Origin of the sequence: Virgisporangium aurantiacum (assembly GCF_016863635.1) — a bacterium.
In the GTDB taxonomy this organism is placed as follows: Bacteria; Actinomycetota; Actinomycetes; order Mycobacteriales; family Micromonosporaceae; genus Virgisporangium; species Virgisporangium aurantiacum.
Map to the genome: position 1 here is coordinate 192,266 of NZ_BOPG01000009.1, position 19,619 is coordinate 211,884.

Annotated in this window: 22 protein-coding genes; 11 read left to right on the top strand and 11 right to left on the bottom strand. The window is 71.1% G+C overall.

Features of this window, described 5'->3' with window-relative positions; translation table 11 throughout:
• Positions 1–40 precede the first annotated feature (40 nt).
• The 6 genes from Vau01_RS06720 (at position 41) to Vau01_RS06745 (ending at position 5,733) form a co-directional block, all read left to right on the top strand.
• Positions 41–1,252 carry an alanine racemase gene (locus tag Vau01_RS06720; protein WP_203988328.1) on the top strand — a complete coding sequence of 404 codons (1,212 nt, stop codon included), beginning with the start codon at positions 41–43 and terminating at the stop codon, positions 1,250–1,252.
• A gap of 34 nt (positions 1,253–1,286) precedes the next feature.
• Positions 1,287–2,267 (top strand): SAM-dependent methyltransferase, encoded by a 981-nt coding sequence (locus tag Vau01_RS06725; protein ID WP_203988329.1) that lies wholly within the window; start codon positions 1,287–1,289, stop codon positions 2,265–2,267.
• On the top strand, positions 2,264–2,503 hold the full coding sequence (locus Vau01_RS06730; protein ID WP_203988331.1) for a hypothetical protein: 240 nt from the start codon (positions 2,264–2,266) through the stop codon (positions 2,501–2,503). Before Vau01_RS06725 ends, Vau01_RS06730 begins: the two co-directional genes overlap by 4 nt.
• On the top strand, positions 2,500–2,790 hold the full coding sequence (locus tag Vau01_RS06735) for a type II toxin-antitoxin system PemK/MazF family toxin (RefSeq protein ID WP_203988333.1): 291 nt from the start codon (positions 2,500–2,502) through the stop codon (positions 2,788–2,790). Before Vau01_RS06730 ends, Vau01_RS06735 begins: the two co-directional genes overlap by 4 nt.
• Before the next feature lie 62 nt (positions 2,791–2,852).
• Positions 2,853–3,938, top strand: a complete 1,086-nt coding sequence (locus Vau01_RS06740; protein WP_203988638.1) for an NADH-quinone oxidoreductase subunit D — start codon at positions 2,853–2,855, stop codon at positions 3,936–3,938.
• Positions 3,939–4,092: 154 nt separating this feature from the next.
• Positions 4,093–5,733, top strand: a complete 1,641-nt coding sequence (locus Vau01_RS06745) for a hypothetical protein (protein WP_203988335.1) — start codon at positions 4,093–4,095, stop codon at positions 5,731–5,733.
• Here Vau01_RS06745 and Vau01_RS06750 read toward each other — a convergent pair.
• The gene (locus Vau01_RS06750; RefSeq protein WP_203988337.1) at positions 5,703–6,008 is read right to left on the bottom strand and encodes a hypothetical protein; all 306 of its coding nucleotides are present in this window, start codon (positions 6,006–6,008) and stop codon (positions 5,703–5,705) included. The genes Vau01_RS06745 and Vau01_RS06750 overlap by 31 nt on opposite strands.
• A 205-nt stretch (positions 6,009–6,213) precedes the next feature.
• On the opposite strand from Vau01_RS06750, the gene Vau01_RS06755 reads away from it, so the two are divergent.
• Positions 6,214–6,681 (top strand): hypothetical protein, encoded by a 468-nt coding sequence (locus Vau01_RS06755; protein WP_203988339.1) that lies wholly within the window; start codon positions 6,214–6,216, stop codon positions 6,679–6,681.
• A gap of 14 nt (positions 6,682–6,695) precedes the next feature.
• Here Vau01_RS06755 and Vau01_RS06760 read toward each other — a convergent pair whose 3' ends face one another.
• The 3 genes from Vau01_RS06760 to Vau01_RS06770 form a co-directional block, all read right to left on the bottom strand.
• Positions 6,696–7,715, bottom strand: coding sequence for a glycine betaine ABC transporter substrate-binding protein (locus tag Vau01_RS06760; RefSeq protein ID WP_203988341.1), 1,020 nt, complete (start codon positions 7,713–7,715; stop codon positions 6,696–6,698).
• A 168-nt stretch (positions 7,716–7,883) separates the two neighbouring features.
• Positions 7,884–8,552: an ABC transporter permease gene (locus tag Vau01_RS06765; protein ID WP_203988641.1), complete on the bottom strand. Its 669-nt coding sequence runs from the start codon at positions 8,550–8,552 to the stop codon at positions 7,884–7,886.
• A gap of 14 nt (positions 8,553–8,566) precedes the next feature.
• Entirely contained in the window at positions 8,567–9,247 is a 681-nt protein-coding gene (locus Vau01_RS06770; protein WP_203988343.1) for an ABC transporter permease, read from the bottom strand.
• Between the two features lie 2 nt (positions 9,248–9,249).
• On the opposite strand from Vau01_RS06770, the gene Vau01_RS06775 reads away from it, so the two are divergent.
• Positions 9,250–10,278 (top strand): ABC transporter ATP-binding protein, encoded by a 1,029-nt coding sequence (locus Vau01_RS06775; protein WP_239151362.1) that lies wholly within the window; start codon positions 9,250–9,252, stop codon positions 10,276–10,278.
• Here Vau01_RS06775 and Vau01_RS06780 read toward each other — a convergent pair.
• The 7 genes from Vau01_RS06780 to folP form a co-directional block, all read right to left on the bottom strand.
• Positions 10,241–10,714: a hypothetical protein gene (locus Vau01_RS06780; protein WP_203988345.1), complete on the bottom strand. Its 474-nt coding sequence runs from the start codon at positions 10,712–10,714 to the stop codon at positions 10,241–10,243. The two genes, Vau01_RS06775 and Vau01_RS06780, sit on opposite strands and share 38 nt — an antisense overlap.
• Positions 10,715–10,754: 40 nt before the next feature.
• Positions 10,755–11,033, bottom strand: a complete 279-nt coding sequence (locus tag Vau01_RS06785) for a hypothetical protein (protein ID WP_203988347.1) — start codon at positions 11,031–11,033, stop codon at positions 10,755–10,757.
• A gap of 9 nt (positions 11,034–11,042) precedes the next feature.
• Positions 11,043–12,380, bottom strand: coding sequence for an ABC transporter permease (locus tag Vau01_RS06790; protein WP_203988349.1), 1,338 nt, complete (start codon positions 12,378–12,380; stop codon positions 11,043–11,045).
• Positions 12,381–12,504: 124 nt separating this feature from the next.
• A complete protein-coding gene (locus Vau01_RS06795) occupies positions 12,505–13,020 on the bottom strand; it encodes a DUF3180 domain-containing protein (RefSeq protein ID WP_239151364.1) in 516 nt (171 codons plus the stop codon).
• A gap of 27 nt (positions 13,021–13,047) precedes the next feature.
• A complete protein-coding gene (gene folK / locus Vau01_RS06800) occupies positions 13,048–13,569 on the bottom strand; it encodes a 2-amino-4-hydroxy-6-hydroxymethyldihydropteridine diphosphokinase (RefSeq protein WP_203988353.1) in 522 nt (173 codons plus the stop codon).
• Positions 13,566–13,934 (bottom strand): dihydroneopterin aldolase, encoded by a 369-nt coding sequence (folB, locus tag Vau01_RS06805; protein WP_203988355.1) that lies wholly within the window; start codon positions 13,932–13,934, stop codon positions 13,566–13,568. Before folB ends, folK begins: the two co-directional genes overlap by 4 nt.
• Positions 13,931–14,761: a dihydropteroate synthase gene (gene folP / locus Vau01_RS06810; RefSeq protein ID WP_203988357.1), complete on the bottom strand. Its 831-nt coding sequence runs from the start codon at positions 14,759–14,761 to the stop codon at positions 13,931–13,933. Before folP ends, folB begins: the two co-directional genes overlap by 4 nt.
• A gap of 380 nt (positions 14,762–15,141) precedes the next feature.
• On the opposite strand from folP, the gene Vau01_RS06815 reads away from it, so the two are divergent.
• From Vau01_RS06815 to Vau01_RS06825, 3 genes are read left to right on the top strand one after another with little or no spacing between them, the layout of a single operon-like run.
• A complete protein-coding gene (locus Vau01_RS06815) occupies positions 15,142–15,447 on the top strand; it encodes a hypothetical protein (RefSeq protein WP_373320197.1) in 306 nt (101 codons plus the stop codon).
• A gap of 7 nt (positions 15,448–15,454) precedes the next feature.
• Complete coding sequence (locus Vau01_RS06820; RefSeq protein ID WP_203988359.1) at positions 15,455–15,817, top strand: hypothetical protein; 363 nt, start codon at positions 15,455–15,457, stop codon at positions 15,815–15,817.
• The gene (locus Vau01_RS06825; RefSeq protein ID WP_239151365.1) at positions 15,814–19,557 is read left to right on the top strand and encodes an ATP-binding protein; all 3,744 of its coding nucleotides are present in this window, start codon (positions 15,814–15,816) and stop codon (positions 19,555–19,557) included. The genes Vau01_RS06820 and Vau01_RS06825 overlap by 4 nt, the downstream gene beginning before the upstream one ends.
• Positions 19,558–19,619: the final 62 nt, after the last annotated feature.

Sequence of the window (19,619 nt, forward strand, 5' to 3'; positions counted from 1 at the left end):
TACTAGCGCCGCACCTGGGGGTGCCGGTTACCGTGCTCGCATGGCGACCCCCGTTCAGACCGCCCGCGACCGGCGCGACCGTTTCGACCGCGCCACCGCCGCCCTCTCCAGCCCCGTCGCGATCGTCGACCTCGACGCGTTCGACGCCAACGCCGACGCCATGGCCGCCAACGCCGCCGGCAAGCCGTTGCGGCTGGCGAGCAAGTCGGTGCGGTGCCGCGAGGCGTTACGGCGGGTGCTGGCCCGGCCCGGCTGGCAGGGCGTCCTCGCCTACACGCTGCCGGAGGCGTTGTGGCTGGTCGGCGACGGTGTCACCGACGATGCCGTGGTCGGCTACCCCACCGCCGACCGGGCCGCGATCGAGGCGCTCGCGGCCGACGAGGCCGCCGCCACCAAGGTCACAATCATGGTGGACGACGTTGAGCAGCTCGATTTCGTCGACTCCGTCGTGGCGCCGGGTGCCCGTCCCCCGATCCGGGTGTGCCTCGACCTCGACGCCTCCTGGAAGCCCGCCGGGATGCACGTCGGCGTGCGCCGGTCGCCCATCCACGCAGCGTCGGCGGCGGACGCGTTGGCCGCGGCCGTGGCGGCGCGGAAGGGCTTCCGGCTCGTCGGCCTCATGTCCTACGAGGCGCAGATCGCCGGGCTGGGCGACCGGCCGGCCGGTCGGCCGCTGCGTGCCCTGGCCATCCGCACGATCCAGCGCCGGTCGTGGGCCGAGCTGATCGAGCGTCGGGGCGCCGCGGTGGCCGCGGTCCGCGCGCACGCGGACCTCGAATTCGTCAACGGCGGCGGGACGGGCAGCATCGCGGCCTCGTCGGCCGATCCGGCGCTGACCGAGGTCGCCGCCGGTTCCGGCCTGTACGGACCGACCCTGTTCGACGCCTACCGGGCGTGGCGTCCGCAGCCCGCGGCCTTCTTCGGGATGACCGTTGTGCGCAAGCCCACACCCGACCTGGCGACCGTGCTGGGTGGCGGCTGGGTCGCCTCCGGCGAGGCGGGCCCGACCCGCCTGCCGCGGCCGGTGCTGCCGGCCGGGCTACGCCTGATCGGCCAGGAGGGGGCCGGTGAGGTGCAGACCCCGCTGATCGGTCCGGGCGCCCGTTCGTTGAAGATCGGTGACCGGGTCTGGTTCCGGCACGCCAAGGCCGGTGAACTCTGCGAGCACGTAAATACTCTCCAGGCGGTCTCCGGTGCCGACGTGGTTGACCGGTGGCCCACGTACCGCGGCGAGGGCAGAGCTTTCTTGTGAGGGGTGGTGGTCGCTGGTGCGCTGGGGTGCCGCCATGGAGAAGGCCCTCTACGGGCCGGACGGCTTCTTCACCCGGCCGGGTCCGGGGCCGGCGGCGCACTTCCGTACCAGCGTGCACGCGTCGCCGCTGTTCGCGAGCGCGGTCGCGCGGCTGATCGCCCGGCTCGACGAGGCGCTCGGCCGGCCCGACCCGTTCGACGTGGTCGACGTGGGTGCCGGGCGGGGCGAGCTGCTCACCACGCTGGGCACCGCCTTTCCCGACGATCTCCAGCGGCGCCTCCGGCGGACGGCGGTCGAGGTCGGGCCGCGTCCCGCGGGCCTCGACGCGGGCATCACCTGGGGCCCCTCGATCCCGTCCGGCACGGTCGGGATGCTGATCGCCACCGAGTGGCTCGACAACGTGCCGGTCGATGTCGCGGTCGGCGCGACGCCGCGGTACCTGCACGTGAGCGGGCGGCCGGGCATCCGGGTGTCCCGCACCGACGAACGCTGGTTGCGGGAGTGGTGGCCGCACCCGGCGGTTACCGGTGCCCGCGCCGAGATCGGCCGGCTGCGCGACGAGGCGTGGGCGGACGCGGTCGCTTCCGTTTCGCGCGGTTTGGCCGTCGCGGTCGACTACGGGCATCTGCGCGACGCGCGTCCCGTATTCGGTTCTCTTGCCGGCTACCGCGACGGTCGCCGGGTCGACCCCGTGCCCGACGGATCCTGCGACGTCAGCGCGTACGTGGCGATGGACGCGGTGGCCGCCGCCGGTGCGCTGGTCGCGGGCATCGAGCCGGGAGTGGTGTCGCAGCGGACGGCGTTGCGGGCGCTCGGCGTCCACGGCCGCCGGCCGCCGCACAGCCAGGCGCACGACGACCCGACCGGGTACGTTCACGCGCTGGCCCTGGCCTCGGCCGCGGCCGAGTTGACCGATCCAGAGGGGCTGGGCGGCCACTGGTGGGTGGTGCAGCCCCTCGATCTGTCCTTGTCGGTATGCCAATCGGTCATACCCGCGGTATTCTCTTCTGCATGACCGCCAAGGTGACCATCTCGTTCACCGATCAGACCATCTCCGACGCCCGCTCGCTGGCCGAGCGTGACGGCGTCTCGTTGTCCGCCTGGATCGACCGGGCCGCCCGCGAACGCGCGCTGCGCGAGATCTTCGCCGCGCACGCCGCTGCCGTCCGCCGGGCCGGGCTCGACGACGAGGCCCTGGCCCTGGCCGACGAGGAGGAGTACGCCCAGGTGGGCGTGGAGTTGGCTAGGTGAGGCGGGGCGAGGTCTGGATCATTCGAGGCGCCCGTGAGCGGCTCGGGCTCGTGATCAGCTCCGACATCTTCAACGACACCGAGGTTCCGGTGCTGATCGTCGCCGAGGTCACCGACCGGGCCGAACTGCGCGACTCCCCGCTGGCGGTCGGGCTCGGCGATTTCGTGGTGATGCCCGACCGGTTGTCGTCACCGCTGAAGCGCTGGTTCGTCGAGCGGGTCGAGGTCGCCGACACCGACACGATGCACCGGGTGTCGCGGGCGCTACGCATCCTGCAGGATCTGTAGCCGTGACCTCTTCACCGACCGAGCTGGTCGTCGGCACCGGTGCCGGCCTGGATACGGCCGACATGGTGCTCAACATCGGCCCGCAGCACCCGTCGACCCATGGCGTCCTGCGCCTGAAACTGGTGCTCGACGGCGAACGCGTGGTCAGCTGCGATCCGGTCGTCGGCTACATGCACCGCGGCGCCGAGAAACTGTTCGAGGTGCGCGACTACCGGCAGATCATCGTGCTGGCCAACCGCCACGACTGGCTGTCGGCGTTCAACAACGAACTCGGCGTGGTGCTCGCCGTCGAACGGCTGATGGGCCTCGAGGTCCCCGAACGGGCCGTCTGGTTGCGCACCGCGCTGGCCGAGCTTAATCGCGTGCTCAACCACCTGATGTTCCTCGGTTCGTACCCGCTCGAGATCGGCGCGATCACGCCCGTCTTCTACGCGTTCCGCGAGCGCGAGACCATCCAGGCCGTGCTGGAGGAGGCCTCCGGCGGGCGCATGCACTACATGTACAACCGCGTCGGTGGACTGAAGGAGGAGGTACCGTCCGGCTGGACCGGCCGCGCCCGGCAGGCGATCGCCGACGTCCAACGCCGCCTGCCCGACCTCGACAAGCTGATCCGGCGCAACGAGATCTTCATGGCCCGCACGGTCGGCGTGGGGGTACTCTCCGCCGCCGACGCGGCGGCGTTCGGTGCGTCGGGCCCGGTCGCGCGAGCGTCGGGCCTCGACATGGACCTCAGACGCGACGAGCCCTACCTGGCCTACGGTTCGCTGGACGTGCCCGTGGTGACCCGCACCACCGGCGACTGCCACGCCCGCTTCGAGGTGCTGCTCGACCAGGTCTACGCGTCCCTCGACATGGCGGTCGTGTGCCTGGACCGCGTCGACTCCTTGACCGGCCCGGTGAACGTGCGGCTGCCCAAGGTGGTCAAGGCCCCCGAGGGCCACACCTACGCGTGGACCGAGAACCCGTTGGGCATCAACGGCTACTACCTGGTCTCCCACGGCGACCGGACCCCGTGGCGGCTGAAGCTGCGCACCGCGTCCTACTCCAACGTGCAGGCGCTGACCAAGCTGCTGCCCGGCTGCCTGGTCCCCGACCTGATCGCCATTCTCGGCTCGATGTTCTTCGTGGTCGGCGACATCGACAAGTAGGTCACCGCCTGGTGCGGCGCCCGGTCGGCTCCTCGTCTTCGTGCCGCTGATACCGGTTAGGGTCGAAGCCACCCTCGTACCGTTCGCGGGTCGGGAGCCGCCCGTATTCGGTCTCGTCCGCAGTCCCGCTGTACTCCCCAGCCTGGCCCTCGTATTGGCCAGCCTGGCCCTCGTACTGCCCAGCCTGGCCCTCGTACTGCCCAGCCTGGCCCTCGTACTGCCCAGCCTGGGCCTCGTACTGCCCAGCCTGGGCCTCGTAGTGCCCAGCCTGGCCCTGGTATTGGCCGGCCTGGCCCTCATACTCTCCGGCCTGGTTCACATACTGGCCGGCCTGGGCCTCGTACTGGCCGGCCTGGCCCTCGTACTGACCGGCACCAGCCGCCGCCCGACCCCCGTACTCGCCGCCGTTCGCGCTCGCTCCGCCGTACTCACCACCGGCGCCGCGACCGCCGCCATACTGCGCCCCACTGATCGGCCGGTTGCTCTCCGGGCCGGCCGCACGCCCGTACTCGTTCCCACCAGCCGGACGCCCATACTCCGCCCCGGACACCGGCCGCTCAGGTCCGGCACCGCCACCACGGCCATACTCACCACCGCCAGCGGCCCGGCCATACTCGGCCCCACCCGACCGGCGACCCTCGCCCGCGCCACCCGGCCGCCCGTACTCGCCCCCACCGGACACCCGGCCACCCTCGACCGCACCCGCAGGCCGCCCATACTCGCCCCCACCGGAGGCCCGGCCACCCTCGACCGCGCCCACAGGCTGCCCGTATTCGGCCGGAGCCACAGGCTGCCCATACTCCGCCGCAGCAGCCGGCCGGCCATACTCCGCCGCAGCAGCGGGCCGGCCGTACTCGGCCGGAGCCGTCGGCTGCCCATACTCCGCCGGAGCCGCTGGCCGCCCGTACTCGGCCGCAGCCGCGGGCCGGCCGTACTCGCCACCGCCGGCCGGGCGGTCGTGCGGCGCACCGGAGACCGGCCGCCCGTGCTCGCCACCGGCGGACGGACGGCCCTGCGGCGCACCGGAGACGGGCCGCCCATATTCACCACCGGCCGGCGGCGGGCTGCCCGGCTCGCCAACGCTCGCGGGATGGTTGTACTCGCCACCGGATGCGGGGCGGCCGTACCGGGTGCCGCGATACTCGGTCGGCTGGCTCCGTGCGGGGGCGGGTTCCTCGGCCCGCTCGGGATGTCCAGTCGCCCATGTGGGCGGCGGCCCGCCGGCGGGGGACGGCGGAAGCGCCATGCGCCCGCCAGCGCCACGGATCGGTTGGCCACCCGGGCCCGGCTCGCCACCACGGCCGGCGTCGATGCCCGGCTCGTCGCCACCAAACCCCGCGTCGCCACCAAACCCCGCATCGCCACCAAACCCCGCATCGCCACCAAACCCCGCTTCGGCACCGACCGGCTCGGCGATCCGGCCCGACTCCGGGCCACGCACCGGTTCGGCAGCTCGACCCAACTCCGGACCGCGGACAGGCTCGGCGGGCCGGCCCATCTCCTGGCCGCGGACCGGCTCGTTGCCCCAACCCTCATTGTTGGCGCGCGCCTGCTCCGTTCCGGCCCGAAGGTCGGACCAGTACTGGGCATCATCGTCGTCGAAGTCGTCGCGGCGACGGCGGCCGCTGGGTTGGTCGCCGCCGCGGCGGCCGCCGGTCTGGTCGGGGCCGAAGCGGTCGTCGCGGCGATCGGGTTGGGCCGGCGGGGCCCAGCGGTCGGGCGGCCGCATGTCGGGGGAAACCTCGGGGACGCGGGGTTCGGCATTCAACTGGGGCTCGCGCGCGGCGCCACCTGACCAGCCTTCCGGTGCCACGGGCTGCGCCTGCCAACCACCCGAGGGCTCGTCGCCGCGACGCGGGCCGGGAAGACGCTGGCCGGGACCAGGAACACCGCCGGGACCAGGACCGGCATCAAAAACGGGAACCCCAGGACCGGCAACCCCAGGACCGGGCGCGCCAGGAACAGGAACGCCAGGAACAGGAACGCCAGGACCGGGCGGGCCAGGAACAGGAGCATGAGGAACGGCAGCGGCAGCAACAGCAGGGCCACCCGGAACCGCGGCAGCGGCATACACCGCGCCAGAGGGCTCGGTATCCGCAGCCGCACGGGCGGCAGCAGGCACCGGGCGGGCCGCGGCAGGAGGCCCCGGGCGAGACGCAGGAGGCGCCGGGCGGGCAGCTGGCGGTGCGGCCCGGTACACACCGGCAACGCCCGGGGGCGCACCGGCCGGCGCAGCGGCGGGCGTACCGACGGGCGCGGCGGCCGGTGCCGCGAGGTGGTTGCGTTCGACGTGGCTGCGCAGCACCTCGATCTGGCCCCGCAGCGCCTCGACCGTGTCGGCCAGGCCCGCGACCTGTTCGGCCAGCGCCCGGTGGGTGGTCTTCGCCGCGTGGGTGATGTCGGCCCGGACGTCGGACCGCAGCGTCTCGATCTCGTGGCCGACGTAGCGTTCCACGCCGGCACCGGCTTGACCGCCGCCGGCGGATCGGGCCAGCAGCTGCGACACGCCGGCCAGGGCGGCCGAGATGACGATCAGCAGGCCGCCGGCCCGCAACAGCAGGCCATCACCCAGGCCGCCGCCACCTGCGACGATGAGCAGACCCGCCAGGGACGCGAGCCCGATGGCCATCCACAACAAGACCGACGGTGCCTGAGATGGACGCCTGTACGTGTCCTCGGCCGACATGGCTGCCTACCCTACAGAGGCAGATCTAGCCCTGCCACGCCCGCCGAGGACACGTAACGAAGATCTAACGATCAGCCGGCGGCCAGTGCCCCGTCCGAGGAGAACACCAGACCGATCGTGATGGCGCCGGTGGTCAGGGCGGTCTTCGTCTGCGGGCCACCCGCGTCGAGCGACGAGAACTTGCCGGCCTTCAGGTTGTACGTGGTCTCCAGGCCCGGCTGGCAGAACGGGCGCTGCGGGCACTCCGGCGGTCCGCCGAGGACCGTCGCGGTGCCGGAGCACTTCGACGCGAACTCGCTGAGAGTCTTCACACCGTTCTTGTCGGCGAACGCCTTGGTGACCGCGAACGCGTTCTGGTCGGCCGCCTTCGACGCCTTGCCGAGCACCAGACCCGCCTTCTCGGCGAGCGGCTTCAGCCCGGTGACGGTCTTCTCGATGTCACCCGACGCGACCGGCGTGGCCGAGGCGCCGTTGAGCTTCTTGTTCAGGAACTCGGTGAACGTGCCGGCGTATTCGGGGACGACGTTGATCTCGCCCTTCTCCAGCGACGGCTCGTACAGTTCGCGGTTGCCGATCTGCTGCACCGAGGCGTCGAAGCCGGCCGCGTCGAGGGCGATCTCGTAGAGCGCGCCCAGCGTCTGGTTCTCGCTGAAGTCGGCCGCGCCGATGACGATCTTGCCGCCGGCGCCCTTGGCCAGGCCATCGGTGATCTTCTGCGCGGTGGCGAACTCGGTGGCGGCGACCTTCGGCGTCTTGCGGTCGACGTCGACGGCCTTGTTCAACGCGATCAGCTTCGGCGTGTCGAGCGCGTCGGCGACCTTGTCGAGCGCGGCGATCAGCGCCGCGTCGCCGCCCTTGGCCTTGTTGACCACCGCGATGATGTTGTCGGAGGTCTGCAGCTTCTTGTCGTCGTCGAGCACCACGAGCTGGGTGCCGGCGACCGGGGCACAACCGGCCCCGGACGCCGTGTCGGGCGCCTTGGTGCCCGACGAGCCCGACTCGCCACAGGCGGCAAGGCCGAAGGTCGCAAAAGCCAACGCCAATGCCGCAGTTGTCTTTAATGTCCGGTTTCGCAGGGTGGTATCCACCATCGCCCGCCTTCCGTGTCCCGGCTCGCCCCAGTCAGCGGCGGCCGCGTGTCCGACGGGCGACGATGAGACGCCCGCTCAAGAACCAGACAAGCGCGCAAGGCCGGACGCGGCAACCGCAACGGCATCACAAGTCGGCCACGTCACCGTGACGAGGAAAACACTGAAAGATCAGGCGCGCTTCGCCTTACGCAGCTGCCGCGGCGTCACCGCGCGTTGCAGGAGTGCTCCCATCCCGTCCACGAAAAGAGCGAGACCGACGACCAGCAGGCCCCCGGCGAGGATCTGGCCGCCGGCGGCGGCCAGCCCGAGCCCGAACCCGGCGGCGATGATCGTTCCCAGCCCACCGCCGTTGACGAACGACGCGAGCGCGGCCGTCGCGGCCACCTGTACCGCGGCGGTGCGGAACCCGGCGGCCAGGTACGGCACCGCGAGCGGCAGTTCCACTCCCCACAGCCGCTGCCAGCTCGACAGCCCCATCCCGCGCGCGGCGTCGCGGATTTCCGGGTCGATCTCGCGCATCGCGGTGAACGACGTCGCCAGCAGCACCGGGATCGCGAACACCGCCAGCGCGACGATCACCGACGGCTTGCCGAACCCGAGCGCCGTCAGCGGCAGCACGGTCAACAGCGCCAGCACCGGAATCGCCTGCGTGACGTTCGACAGCAGCACCACGAGGTTGCCGCCGACGCGGCTGCGGCCGAGGCTGATGCCGATCGGCCAGGCGATCGCCACCGCGAGCGGCAGCGCGCCGGCCATGATCAGCAGGTGCTCCTGCAACCGTTCGATGATCCCGCCGGGGTTCGTCCAGTTCAACGGGTCATTGAGCCACTTGATCATGTCCTCGAAAGCACTCACGATGCCCTCCGCGACCGCCACGGGGTCAGCAACCGGCCCAACAAGAGCAGGATCAGGTCGAGAACCAGCGCCAGCGCCACGCACAGCAGCGCCGCCGTGCTGATCTGGGCCTTGTAGAAGTTGTTCCGGAAGCCTGACATCAGCAGGCTGCCCAGGGCGCCGTTGCCGACGATCGCCCCGACGGTGACAAGCGCCACAGTCGACACCGTCGCCAGCCGTAAGCCGGTGAGCATCCCGGGTAACGACAGCGGCAATTCGACCCGCCACAACCGGGCGAACCGGCCGTAGCCCATACCGGCGGCCGCGTCTTTCACCTCGGGTGGCACCTGCAACAAAGCCGTTAATGTATTACGAACAATTACCAGCAGCGCATAGATGACCAGTGCCAACACCACCGCCGAGCGGAGCGTCGGCATTAACGGGCCGGCAATTGCCAGGAGCCCGAGCGAGGGAATCGTGTAGAGGACGCTCGTGGTTCCGAGGATCGGCGTCGCCAACGGCCGGTACCAGTACGCCACCACAGCCAGGGCCACACCGAGGACGGCGGCGATTACCATCGCCTCCACGGTGAACCTGACGTGCTCAATCAGCGCGGTCCGAATAGTCTCGGCGTTGTCTTGCACGTACTGCCACGAGAACCAGGGATTGCCCGCCTCAGCTTCGGCGAGAAAGGACATACGTGGACGGTACCCGGTCGGCCGCCCCGATCAATCTTGAGAATGTCCGCAAGCAGTATCCAGACGGCACCGTCGCCGTCGAAGGCCTGTCGATGGACCTGGCCGCCGGCGAGACGACCGTCCTCATCGGACCGTCCGGCTGCGGCAAGTCCACCGTGCTCCGCATGATCAACCGGCTGATCGAGCCGACCGGCGGCACGATCCGCATCGACGGCACCGACGTCGGCCGCCAGGACGTCGACAAGCTGCGCCGCAGCATCGGCTACGTCATCCAGAACGTGGGCCTGTTCCCGCACCAGACCATCCGCACCAACGTCGGCACGGTGCCGCGGCTGATCGGCTGGCCGAAGGCGAAGATCAAGGAACGCACCGACGAGCTGCTGTCGCTGGTCAGCCTCGACCCGGCCCGGTACGGCAACCGCTACCCGCACGAGCTCTCCGGTGGCCAACGGCAGCGGGTCGGCGTGGCCCGCGCGCTGGCGGCCGATCCGGTCGTGCTGCTGATGGACGAGCCGTTCTCCGCGGTCGACCCGATCGTCCGCACCCGCCTGCAGGACGAGTTCCGCCGGCTGCAGGAGACCGTCCGCAAGACGGTGGTCCTGGTGACCCACGACATCGACGAGGCCGTGCGGCTCGGCGACCGTATCGCGGTGCTCAGCGAGGGCGGCCGGCTCCAGCAGTTCGCTCCGCCGGCCGAGTTGCTCGCGTCGCCGGCCAACGACTTCGTCCGCGAGTTCGTCGGTGGCGACCGCGGCATCAAACTGCTCGCGGTCACCCCGATCCCGCGGGAAAAGCTGAGGCCCGCCGAGGGCGCGGTGGCACCGTCGGTCGCGGCCGAATCCACGCTTCAGGAGGCGCTCGCGGTGATGCTGCGGGAGGGCAGCAGCCAGGTGGTCGTCCAATCAAATGGGACGCCCGCAGGGTTACTCACTGTCGACGACATAGTTGCTGCCCTGGCCGCTCCGCAGCCAGGGCAGCAACCAGAGGTGGTTACTACGGACGGCGCCCAGCCATCGAAGCCAACCCGATGATCCAGCCCGTGATCAGGCCGTAACTGGAGCCGGTTGTCGCGATGACCACGGCGCCACCGGGCCCGGGGTCGGTGTAGATCGCCGCGGTGATCAGCGCGGCCAGCGCCGCGGCGAAGATGTAGGAGGCCCAGCCGGCCAGGAACGCGGCAACGCCGCCGCGGGCCCGGGAGAGCTGTGAGCCGGCCATCAGCGTGATGAAGCCGAACGTGAACACGACGAGGAGGATCGCCTTGAGGCTGGCGGCCACCAGGTCGCGCAGCGGTACGTCGTCGTCGATCCACCACGCCGGCCAGGCCAGCGTTTCGAGCAGCAGCCCGCGGTTCGCGTCGTCGACCCAGTCCCGGTACCAGGGACTGCCGAATATCAGCACAAGAATGAAAGCGACGAAAGCTCCGATGCTCGCCGCGGTGCGGTAACCCCGACGGGAGAATGCCATGGCGGGGTGATGTCCCCCGGCATCGATTCCTAAACGGAGCCTATTTCTGTAGGTAGTCGATGAATGCGGCGCGCAACAGCGGCTCAGACTCCCCGTAACCGTGGCCGGTCAGTTCGCGCCACAGCGCCACCGCGTCGTCGATGCTCGCGCCGACCGAGCCCAGCGATCCGTCGAGCGACTCGGCGTCGTCGGCGTGCGGCAGGTGGCGGACGATCGACCAGAAGAACCCGATGTCGCCGTGCTTACGGGCCTTGGCGAACGCCCGCTTGCGCAGTTCCTCGGTGGGCTGGTCGTCAAGTTCCGCAACGCTGTCGGTCATGAACCAACCCTAATGGCTGGCCCAGCGCTCGTCCCACCGCTCCGCCGGACGGGGAGCGTCTTCCGGCTCCCACGGGTGCGCCTCGGCCGGGCCGCCGGTCCACTGGACGTCGGGCGGGATGTCGAGCGGCCGCTGTTCGTACTCCACCTCCGCCGGCGTCACGACCGGTTCGGGTTCCGGCTTCGGCCGGCCCAGGGCCTCGACCAGGCGGCTCACCAGCAGGCCCACCCCGAGCGCGGCGCCGGCCAGCGCGAACACGCTGATCCCGCGGCCCTCCGCGGCGAGGTAGTGGGAGAGCAGCACCAGCCCGCCGACGGCCAGTACGGTGCCGAACAGCCCGCCCCGGCGTCCAAAAATCGACGTGCCGCCGAGCAGGGCCGCGCCCAGCGCGAGCAGCGTCAGCCCGATGCCGTTCTCGGTGGGCGCGATCGCCCGGTTGTTGAGCGCGAGCAGCACCCCGGCGCCGGCCGCGAACACCGACGAGCCGATCAGCGCGAGCGCCGCCGACACCGCTCCCCCGCCGCCACGCAGCGACGGATCACCGGCCGGCCGGTACCGCCCGGTCGCCCGGCGCAGGTTGCCGACCAGCCCGAGCACACCGCCGAGCACCGACAGGGCGACGAAGCCGCCGACGATGAACACCGCGTGGTCGTGCGGGTCGTAGGCGCCGCTGACCACGGCGACCGGCTTGCGGTGGTCCTGGATCCACACGATGAGACCGAGTCCGGCGGCCAGGCTCGCGGCCCACGACGGCACGTGGAACGCGGTGACCACGAGCGCGATCACCACACCGGCCGCGGCCGCGAGCAGCGCCGTGACCCCCGCGGTGACCAGCACGCCGCGCCCGGAGTTCTCGGCGAAGAACATCGCCGCGGCGAAGACCATCGGGCCGAGGGCGAGGTTCGGCACCGCCGCCCGCAGGCTCAACCCCATCGCGACGGTGACCATGCCGACGATCGCCACCTGGATGCACAGGTCTTCGAGGCCCTGGCCGCGCAGCGTGGCCGGCTCGGCCCGCCAGAGCAGGAAGCCGACGCCGCCGGCGGCGAGCAGCAGCACCAGTTCCCAGGCGAAGTGGACGCCGAGCCGGTCGCGGGGCGGCCGCTGGCGACGCGGTTCCGGCGCGGCCGGCTCGGGCGCCGGCGGCAGCGTCTCGTACTCCTGCTCGCGCAGACCGAGCGTGGTCTCGGTGCCGTACCCGTTCGACGGGTACCCGTTCACCGGGTAACTCCCGGGCAGGAACGACCGCTGGGTGACCTCCTCGTCGGAGTGTTTCCCGACGCTCTCGCGGTAGGCGGCGCTGTCGCGGAACGCGGGACTGTCACGAAACCCGTCGTCGTAACTCACGCCGCCGCCTCCACCCGCTGGCCATTTGGACGCACCGTACCCGCGGATCCGGCTCCCGGTCACCCCCTGGCGACATTCGTGCGATGCCATCGCTACAGCAGGTTAGGACACGATTAAGGAACGATTAGGCGCCGGCTTCTTCCTGGGCGTCGGGCTCGGCGCCGTCGCCGGCCCACCCCGGCGCGGACGGGTCGCTCGACGGTGGCGGCGGTGGCACCCGGCAGGCCCGTTCCAGGAACAGTGCGCCGAACACCAGCATGACGCCGCCGATCGTGCCGATCACGGCCGGCAGCAGGTCGTCTTCGGCGTGGGCGTTCCGGCCCTGCTCGGTGACCAGCCAGATCGAGATGCCGGCGTAGAGGCCGGTGAACAAGGCGGCGGCGAGCGCCGACGCCTTGGCCAGCACCAGATACCGGGCCACCAGCAACGGGTCGACGCGTTCGGTGCCCGGTTTGCGGTCGATCCGGTTCTTGGTGTTGACGGCCGCGGCGATTTCCAGGCCGGCCAGGGCGAGCAGGGTCAGGCCGGGCAGCACCGGGATGCTCGGGAAGTCGCCGTAGAACCGGCTGATGGCGAGCCACGACAGGGCGGCCATGGCCAGGCCGGCGACTATGAGCGTCGACGCGTTGGTCGGACGCATCTTCCGATCGTCGGGTGGGGGCATCCGTCAAGTCTCCAGGGAAATGTCGTCACGCGCCCGGAGGCCGGCCAGATCGGACGCCACCGGGTCGGCGCGCACCAGGTCGAACAGCCGCCCGTGGCCGGGCAGGTCCGCGTAGGGCTGGATGTCGAGCCACGGCCGCAGCACGAACGCGCGCAGGTGCGCCCGTGGGTGCGGCAGTGTGAGGTCGGGATCGGCGCTGACCACGGGCGTCCCGTCGTCGGCGCTCACGGTGATGACGTCGACGTCGAGGGTGCGCGGGCCGAACCGGCGCTCCGGGTCGCGTTCGCGGTTCGCCCGGGTCTCCATCACGCGAGCCACGTTCAGCCAGTGCTCCGCGGACGCGCCCGGCCGGAGCACGAGCGCCACGGCGTTCAGGTAGCGCGGCTGGTCCGGGTCGCCCCACGGCTCGGTCTCGTAGACGCCGGAGACGCTCAGCAGCTCGTCGCCCAGACCGTCGACGGCGGCGCGCAGGTGCGCGACGCGGTCGCCGAGGTTGCTGCCCAGCGACAGCACGGCCGTGGTCACCGCTCTCTCCGTTCTCTCCGGATGGTGACCGCCACGTCCTGGAACGCGTGCGGGATCGGCGCCTGCGGCTTGTGCACGGTGACCGTCGCCGCGCGCACCCGGGTGTCGGCGAGGCACTCGTCGGCGAGCCGGGCCGCGAGCGTCTCGATGAGGTTCACCGGTTCCCCGGTGACCACCGCGACCAGCCGGCCGGCCAGCTCTCCATAGTGGACGGTGTCGCGCACGTCGTCGCTCGTGGCCGCCACGGCGAGGTCGAGGTCGAGGGTGGCGTCGACGACGAAGTCCTGGCCGTCGGCGCGTTCGAAGTCGTAGACGCCGTGGTGGCCGCGGGCGGTGAGCCCGGTGAGCACGATCCGGTCGCTCATCGGGCCGCCTTCGTCGCTTGCCAGACCCGGATCGCGTCGACGTTGGCGCGCACGTCGTGCACCCGCACCCCCCAGGCCCCGGCGTCGATCGCGAGCAGGGTGGTCGCGATGGTCGCGGCCGCGCGTTCGTCTACCGGACGCGGACCGCGCGCGTCCGCGAGCAGGCTACCCAGGTACGACTTGCGGCTCGCGCCGAACAGCACCGGGAAGCCCAGCGCCACCAGCTGGTCGAGCCGGGCCGACAGCCGCCAGTTGTGCTCCGGCGACTTCGCGAACCCGAGGCCGGGGTCGAGGACGAGCCGGTCGGCGGCCACGCCCGCGGCGATCGCCGCGTCGACCCGCGCGCCGAGTTCCGCACAGACCTCCTTGACCACATCGGTGTACACGGCCAACTCGCGCATCCGGGCGGAGTGGCCGCGCCAGTGCATGAGCACCCACGGGCAGCCGGCGTCGGCCACGACGCGCGCCATGTCGGCGTCCGCGAGTCCCCCCGACACGTCGTTGACCACGGCGGCGCCCGCGGCCAGCGCGGCCGCGGCCACGCTCGCGCGCGTGGTGTCTATCGAGGTGGGGACGCCCGCGGCGGTGAGCGCCGCGATCACCGGAACCACCCGGGCACGCTCGGTTTCCGGGTCGACGCGCTCCGCTCCGGGACGGGTCGACTCCCCGCCGACATCGACGAAGTTGGCACCCTCCGTGTTCATTTGAACCCCGTGAGCTACTGCTGCGTCTATCCCTGTATAGCGACCGCCATCCGAGAAGCTGTCGGGGGTTACGTTGAGGACACCGACGACGACGGGTGACACGGCGGTCAACGGGTCGGTCACGGTACGAACGTTACCCTTCCTGGTCGTGTTGATCATCGACATGACCGGGTGGCGGTAGGCTGGACAAAACGGTCGTGCCAGGCTGGCGGTGACGATGTCGTCACCTTGTTGGAAAGGACAAGAGCAACGTACGCTCTGTTCGTGACCGGTATTCGGAGGGTGAAACGGGGCATACACACTGTGCCTGAAACAGCCCCTGGGTAGCGGTCAGGCCGAGGCGACACGACGAGGGGTTACCACCTCTCAGCGGTCCGATCGGCAAGGCTGTACGCGGAGGTTGAGAGGCCCTCGCGTACCGGGGAGGTAAGGCAGAGATGAGTGTCGTGGAGATCGGCCAGGCGCTGTGGGTGCTGTCCCCAGCGGTGGACGGACTCGTAGCAATCGCAAATGGCCACCTGGCAGACAGCATTCTTTCCAGCGGCGGACTATCCAACGGCTTGGCGGCACCCGATCCGCCCGGTGGCGGCGAGGTCGACACCGACGGGATCCTCTCGTTCTTCGCCAGCAAAATCGCACCGATCCTGCTGGCGGTGCTGGGCGTCATCTTCATCGGCCGCGCGAGCAAGGGCGAAGTGTCGCGGGTGCTCACCAGCTCCGCGATCGCCATCATCGGGCTCGCGTTCATCGCCGGTGCGGCGACCCTGTTCTTCGTCGGAGAATCCCTGATCGACGTGGTCTTCAAGTAGGCCAGCGATGCGGCTGCGCACCGACGACGACATCTACCGGGCACGGCTCGTCTACCTCGGCCCACCCGGGTACACCCTGCCGGTGCAGTTACCGTACGCGCAGTACGGCCTGTTCATGCTCCTGGTACCGCTCTACATATTCATCCACTACATGTTCACCTTCAAAGTCGAGCTCTTCCCGGCGTGGGAAATCGCATTGGCGATCGTCTCCACGTCGCTCGTCTTCCGTTACGTCGATCCGGATCGGCCGGCACGAATGGTTATCCGCACTGCGCTGACAGACTGGCGCCGCACCCGGGAACCCCGTACCGAACAGCGCGAGCCCCGTCTCGTCGCCAGCCGCATCCGCATTCGGGAGGAGCTCGTATGACCACCCGCTACGGCGGCGACGAGGAGACGTTCTCCGTCGACTACGACGGCGGCCTACAGGCCGCTGCCGACGACGGCCGGGTCGCTGTCTTCCACGGACCGGAAGGGCGGCCCGCGGCGCCCACCAACCCACCCGACGTCGACTCCCCGTTCCTCGGCCTCTTCAAGCGCGGCGAGCCCGGTGGCACACCGGCCCGGCCCCGCAACGGACGCGACGAGGCCGGCTGGTGGACGGGCACCGACCCGTCGGGCCTGCCGACCATCGATCCCCTCCAGCTTCCGCCGCTGCACGACGAACCGGTCGGGCATCCGGCGCCGCTTCCGCAACCGCCGCACCCGGCCGCGTACGCCCCGGTCGCCCAGCCTCCGGTCGCCCAGCCTCCGGTCGCCCAGCCTCCGGTCGCCCGTCCCCCGGTCGCCCAGCCCTTCCCGCAGCATCCGGTTGCTCCGCCGTCCGTTCCGGTGTTTCGCGAAGCGCCGGCGCCGTTGCCGCCGCCACCGCTTCCGCCGCCGCCCGCGCCGTCCATGTTCGGATCGCCGCCGGCACCGGTCGCGACGCCGTTGTCGGGCAGCGCGGTCGGTCCACACGCGGCGCCGGCCCGGCAAACCAACGGCCGCAACGGTTCACACGTGCCGACCGCACGCCCCGAACCCACGGCGTTCGCACCACCCGCGCCGCCGGTTCCGCAGTATCCGCAGTATCCGGTCGCACCCACCACCAACGGACCCACCGCACCGCCCGGTTACGCACCGGCGCCACCGATGTGGAACGAGCCCGGATCGCCGCTCGCCACACCGGTCGTCCCGTTCGGCCCCGCGCACGCGCGTCCCGTTGCCTTTCCGCGTCCCGCCGAACAAGCGCAACCGGCGCCGCCACCGCAACCACCGGCATACGCCGCGCCGGTGACCTATCCGGCGGCCCAGCCCGGGTACGCGCCCCTGCCGTTGCCCGATCCCGACGACGACGGCTTCATCTACGACGTGCCGCAACCGTCGACGGCGTTGCTGCCGGCGCCGGCGCGCGAGCCGGTACCGGCGCCGCCGCCGCGGGAACCCGTTCCGGCCAAGCGACCGCGGGAGAAGGCCGCGGAACCGAAGCGGTCGCGGCGCACCGCGGTCGAGAAGGCGCCGAAGCCGAAGCACAAGGACCGCGATCCCTCGGTGGAGCTTGCCATCACGGAGATCGCCGGGCACCTGACGTTCACGCCGAACGCGGTCACGGCGTGGTACCGGTTGCCGGAGATCCGGTGGTCGTTCCGGCCCGACGCCGACCGGGAATCGTTGCTGCTGGCCATTTCCGAGCAGTACTCCGGCCTCGCCGGGTTCCGGGTCCACCTGCGCCGGACGACCCGGCCGTTCCCGGCCGACCAGTGGGCCCGCACGATCGACGCGCACACGGCGAGCCCGCTCCCGCCGGTGAACGGGGCGCCGTCGTGGGCCGACCATCTGGTCGCCGCGCAGCAGCACCTGATCGCGCTGAACCACGCGGAAGGGCAGACGTACCTCGGCATCACGTTCGCGCGGCGCACCCTCGGTGCCACGTTCGCCGAACGGATGGGCAAGCTGTTCAACCGCGGCATCGGTGACAACGAGCGGCGCCGGATGTCGCGCACCGTCGAGCAGTTCGACGAGGTGCTCGGTGCGTTCGGCATGCGCGGGCGGCGGGTCACCGCCGAGGAACTGGAGTTCCTGCTGTTCCGGTCGGTCGCGCTCGGGATGACGCCGCCGGCCTCGGTGTCCAATGTGGAGCACGGCTCCTGGGACCGGGGCGACCTGCTCGCGTTGACCGAGCAGATCGAGCGGTACCGCACCCCGTACGGCTCCACGGTCAAGCTGGTGAACCGGATGACCGGCGAGGAACGGCACGTGGCCGTGCTCGCGGTCGGACGCATGGAGCCGCTGGAGATTCCGGAGCGGCACGAGCCGTGGCTGCACTTCCACGAGCGGCTGCCGTGGGCGATGGAGCTGTCGTCCAGAGTGGACATTCTCGGTCCGGGCGACTCGTTCAAGAACCTGGAGCACCGGCTGCGGCTGATCCGGTCGCAGCAACAGGACTACGCCGAGCACGGCATGGACTCGCCGCCGGAGTTGGAGCGGCTCGCCAAGCGCGCGCTGACGATCGGCGACGACATGACCACCGGGCTTCCGGTCGACTCGTCGCGGGCGCACGGCTGGCACCGCATCGCGGTGAGCGGTCGCACCCGGGAAGAGTGCCTGGAACGGGCCCGCCGGCTCACCCAGTTGTACAGCCGCGAGATGCGCGTCTCGTTGCAGCACCCGAAGAACCAGGACTGGTTGGCCCGCGAGTTCATCCCGGGCGAGCCGCTGGCGAACACCGGCTACCTGCGGCGCATGCCCATCAAGCTGTTCGCGGCGGCGCTGCCGCAGGCGGCGTCCACTGTGGGCGATCGCCGCGGCGACCTGATCGGGCGCACGGCCGGCACCTCACGCCGTCCGGTATTCCTCGATCTGCATTTCCCGATGGAGGTGCGCGAGCGGTCCGGCCTCTCGGTGTTCGTGGCCGAGCCCGGCGGCGGTAAGTCGACCCTGATCGGCGCGCTCGGGTATCTGTCGGCGCGGCGCGGTGTCCAGGTGACGCTGCTCGACCCGTCCGGTCCGCTGGCCAGGCTGTGCCAGATGCCGGAACTCAAGCCGTACTCGCACGTGCTGAACCTCACCGGCTCCGAGCAGGGAACGCTGGCGCCGTATGCGCTGATCCCGACGCCGCAGCGGATGCACTTCGCGGTCGGCGCGGAGGGTGACCGCGAGTTCGAGATCGCGGTGTCCAACGCCCGCGCCGAGCGGCGCATGCTGGTGCAGGACATCTGCATGATGCTGGTGCCGCCGCAGGTGGCCAGGGAAGCCTCCACGGCCACGCTGCTGCGACACGCCGCCCGGCAGGTCCCCGCCGAGGAAACGTCCACATTGGACGATGTGGTGCGCATCCTCCGCGAGATGGGCGACCCCGACGCCGCGGAACTCGGCAACCTGTTGCTGGACGCGGCCGAGATGCCGCTGGCGATGCTGTTCTTCGGCAAGCCACCGTCGGGTTCGCTCGGTTCCGACGCCGCGCTCACCGTCATCACGATGGCCGGGTTGCGGTTGCCCGACCTGAAGATCGAGCGGGAATACTGGTCGGCCGAGGAGGCCCTGGCCCTGCCGATGCTGCACACGGCCCACCGCCTGGCGGTGCGCCGCTGCTACGGCGGCGACATGTACCGGCGCAAGATGGTCGGTCTCGACGAGGCACACTTCATGGAGGGCTGGCGCTCCGGCCGGTCGTTCCTCGTACGGTTGGCCCGAGACTCCCGCAAGTGGAACCTGGCGGCGATGGTCGCGTCCCAGAACCCCCGCGACATCCTCGGCCTGGACGTCCAGAACCTCGTCTCCACGGTGTTCGTGGGCCGGATCGCCGAAGACACCGAGATCGCGTCCGAGGCGCTTCGCCTCCTGCGCGTTCCCACCGGCGTCGGCTACGAGCAGACGCTGGCGTCGCTGTCGCAGGTCGACGCATCGTCGTCGCAGCGGTTGGGCTTCCGCGAGTTCGTCATGCGAGACGTCGACGCCCGGGTACAGAAGATCCGAGTAGACGTCTCGTACGTCCCCGACCTCCTCACCTACCTCGACACGACACCGACGTCGACGACCGATCCGGTCCTGGTCGGCCCGAAGGACCCACTGGCCCTCGGCCCCATGGACCCGGCAACCCACAAAACGCGCGACACCGAAGTGGAGGCGTGACGTGACGGGTGGACGAGGCGCTAGACGGGCTGCTGGGGGCCTGCTGGCGGCGGTGGTGCTGG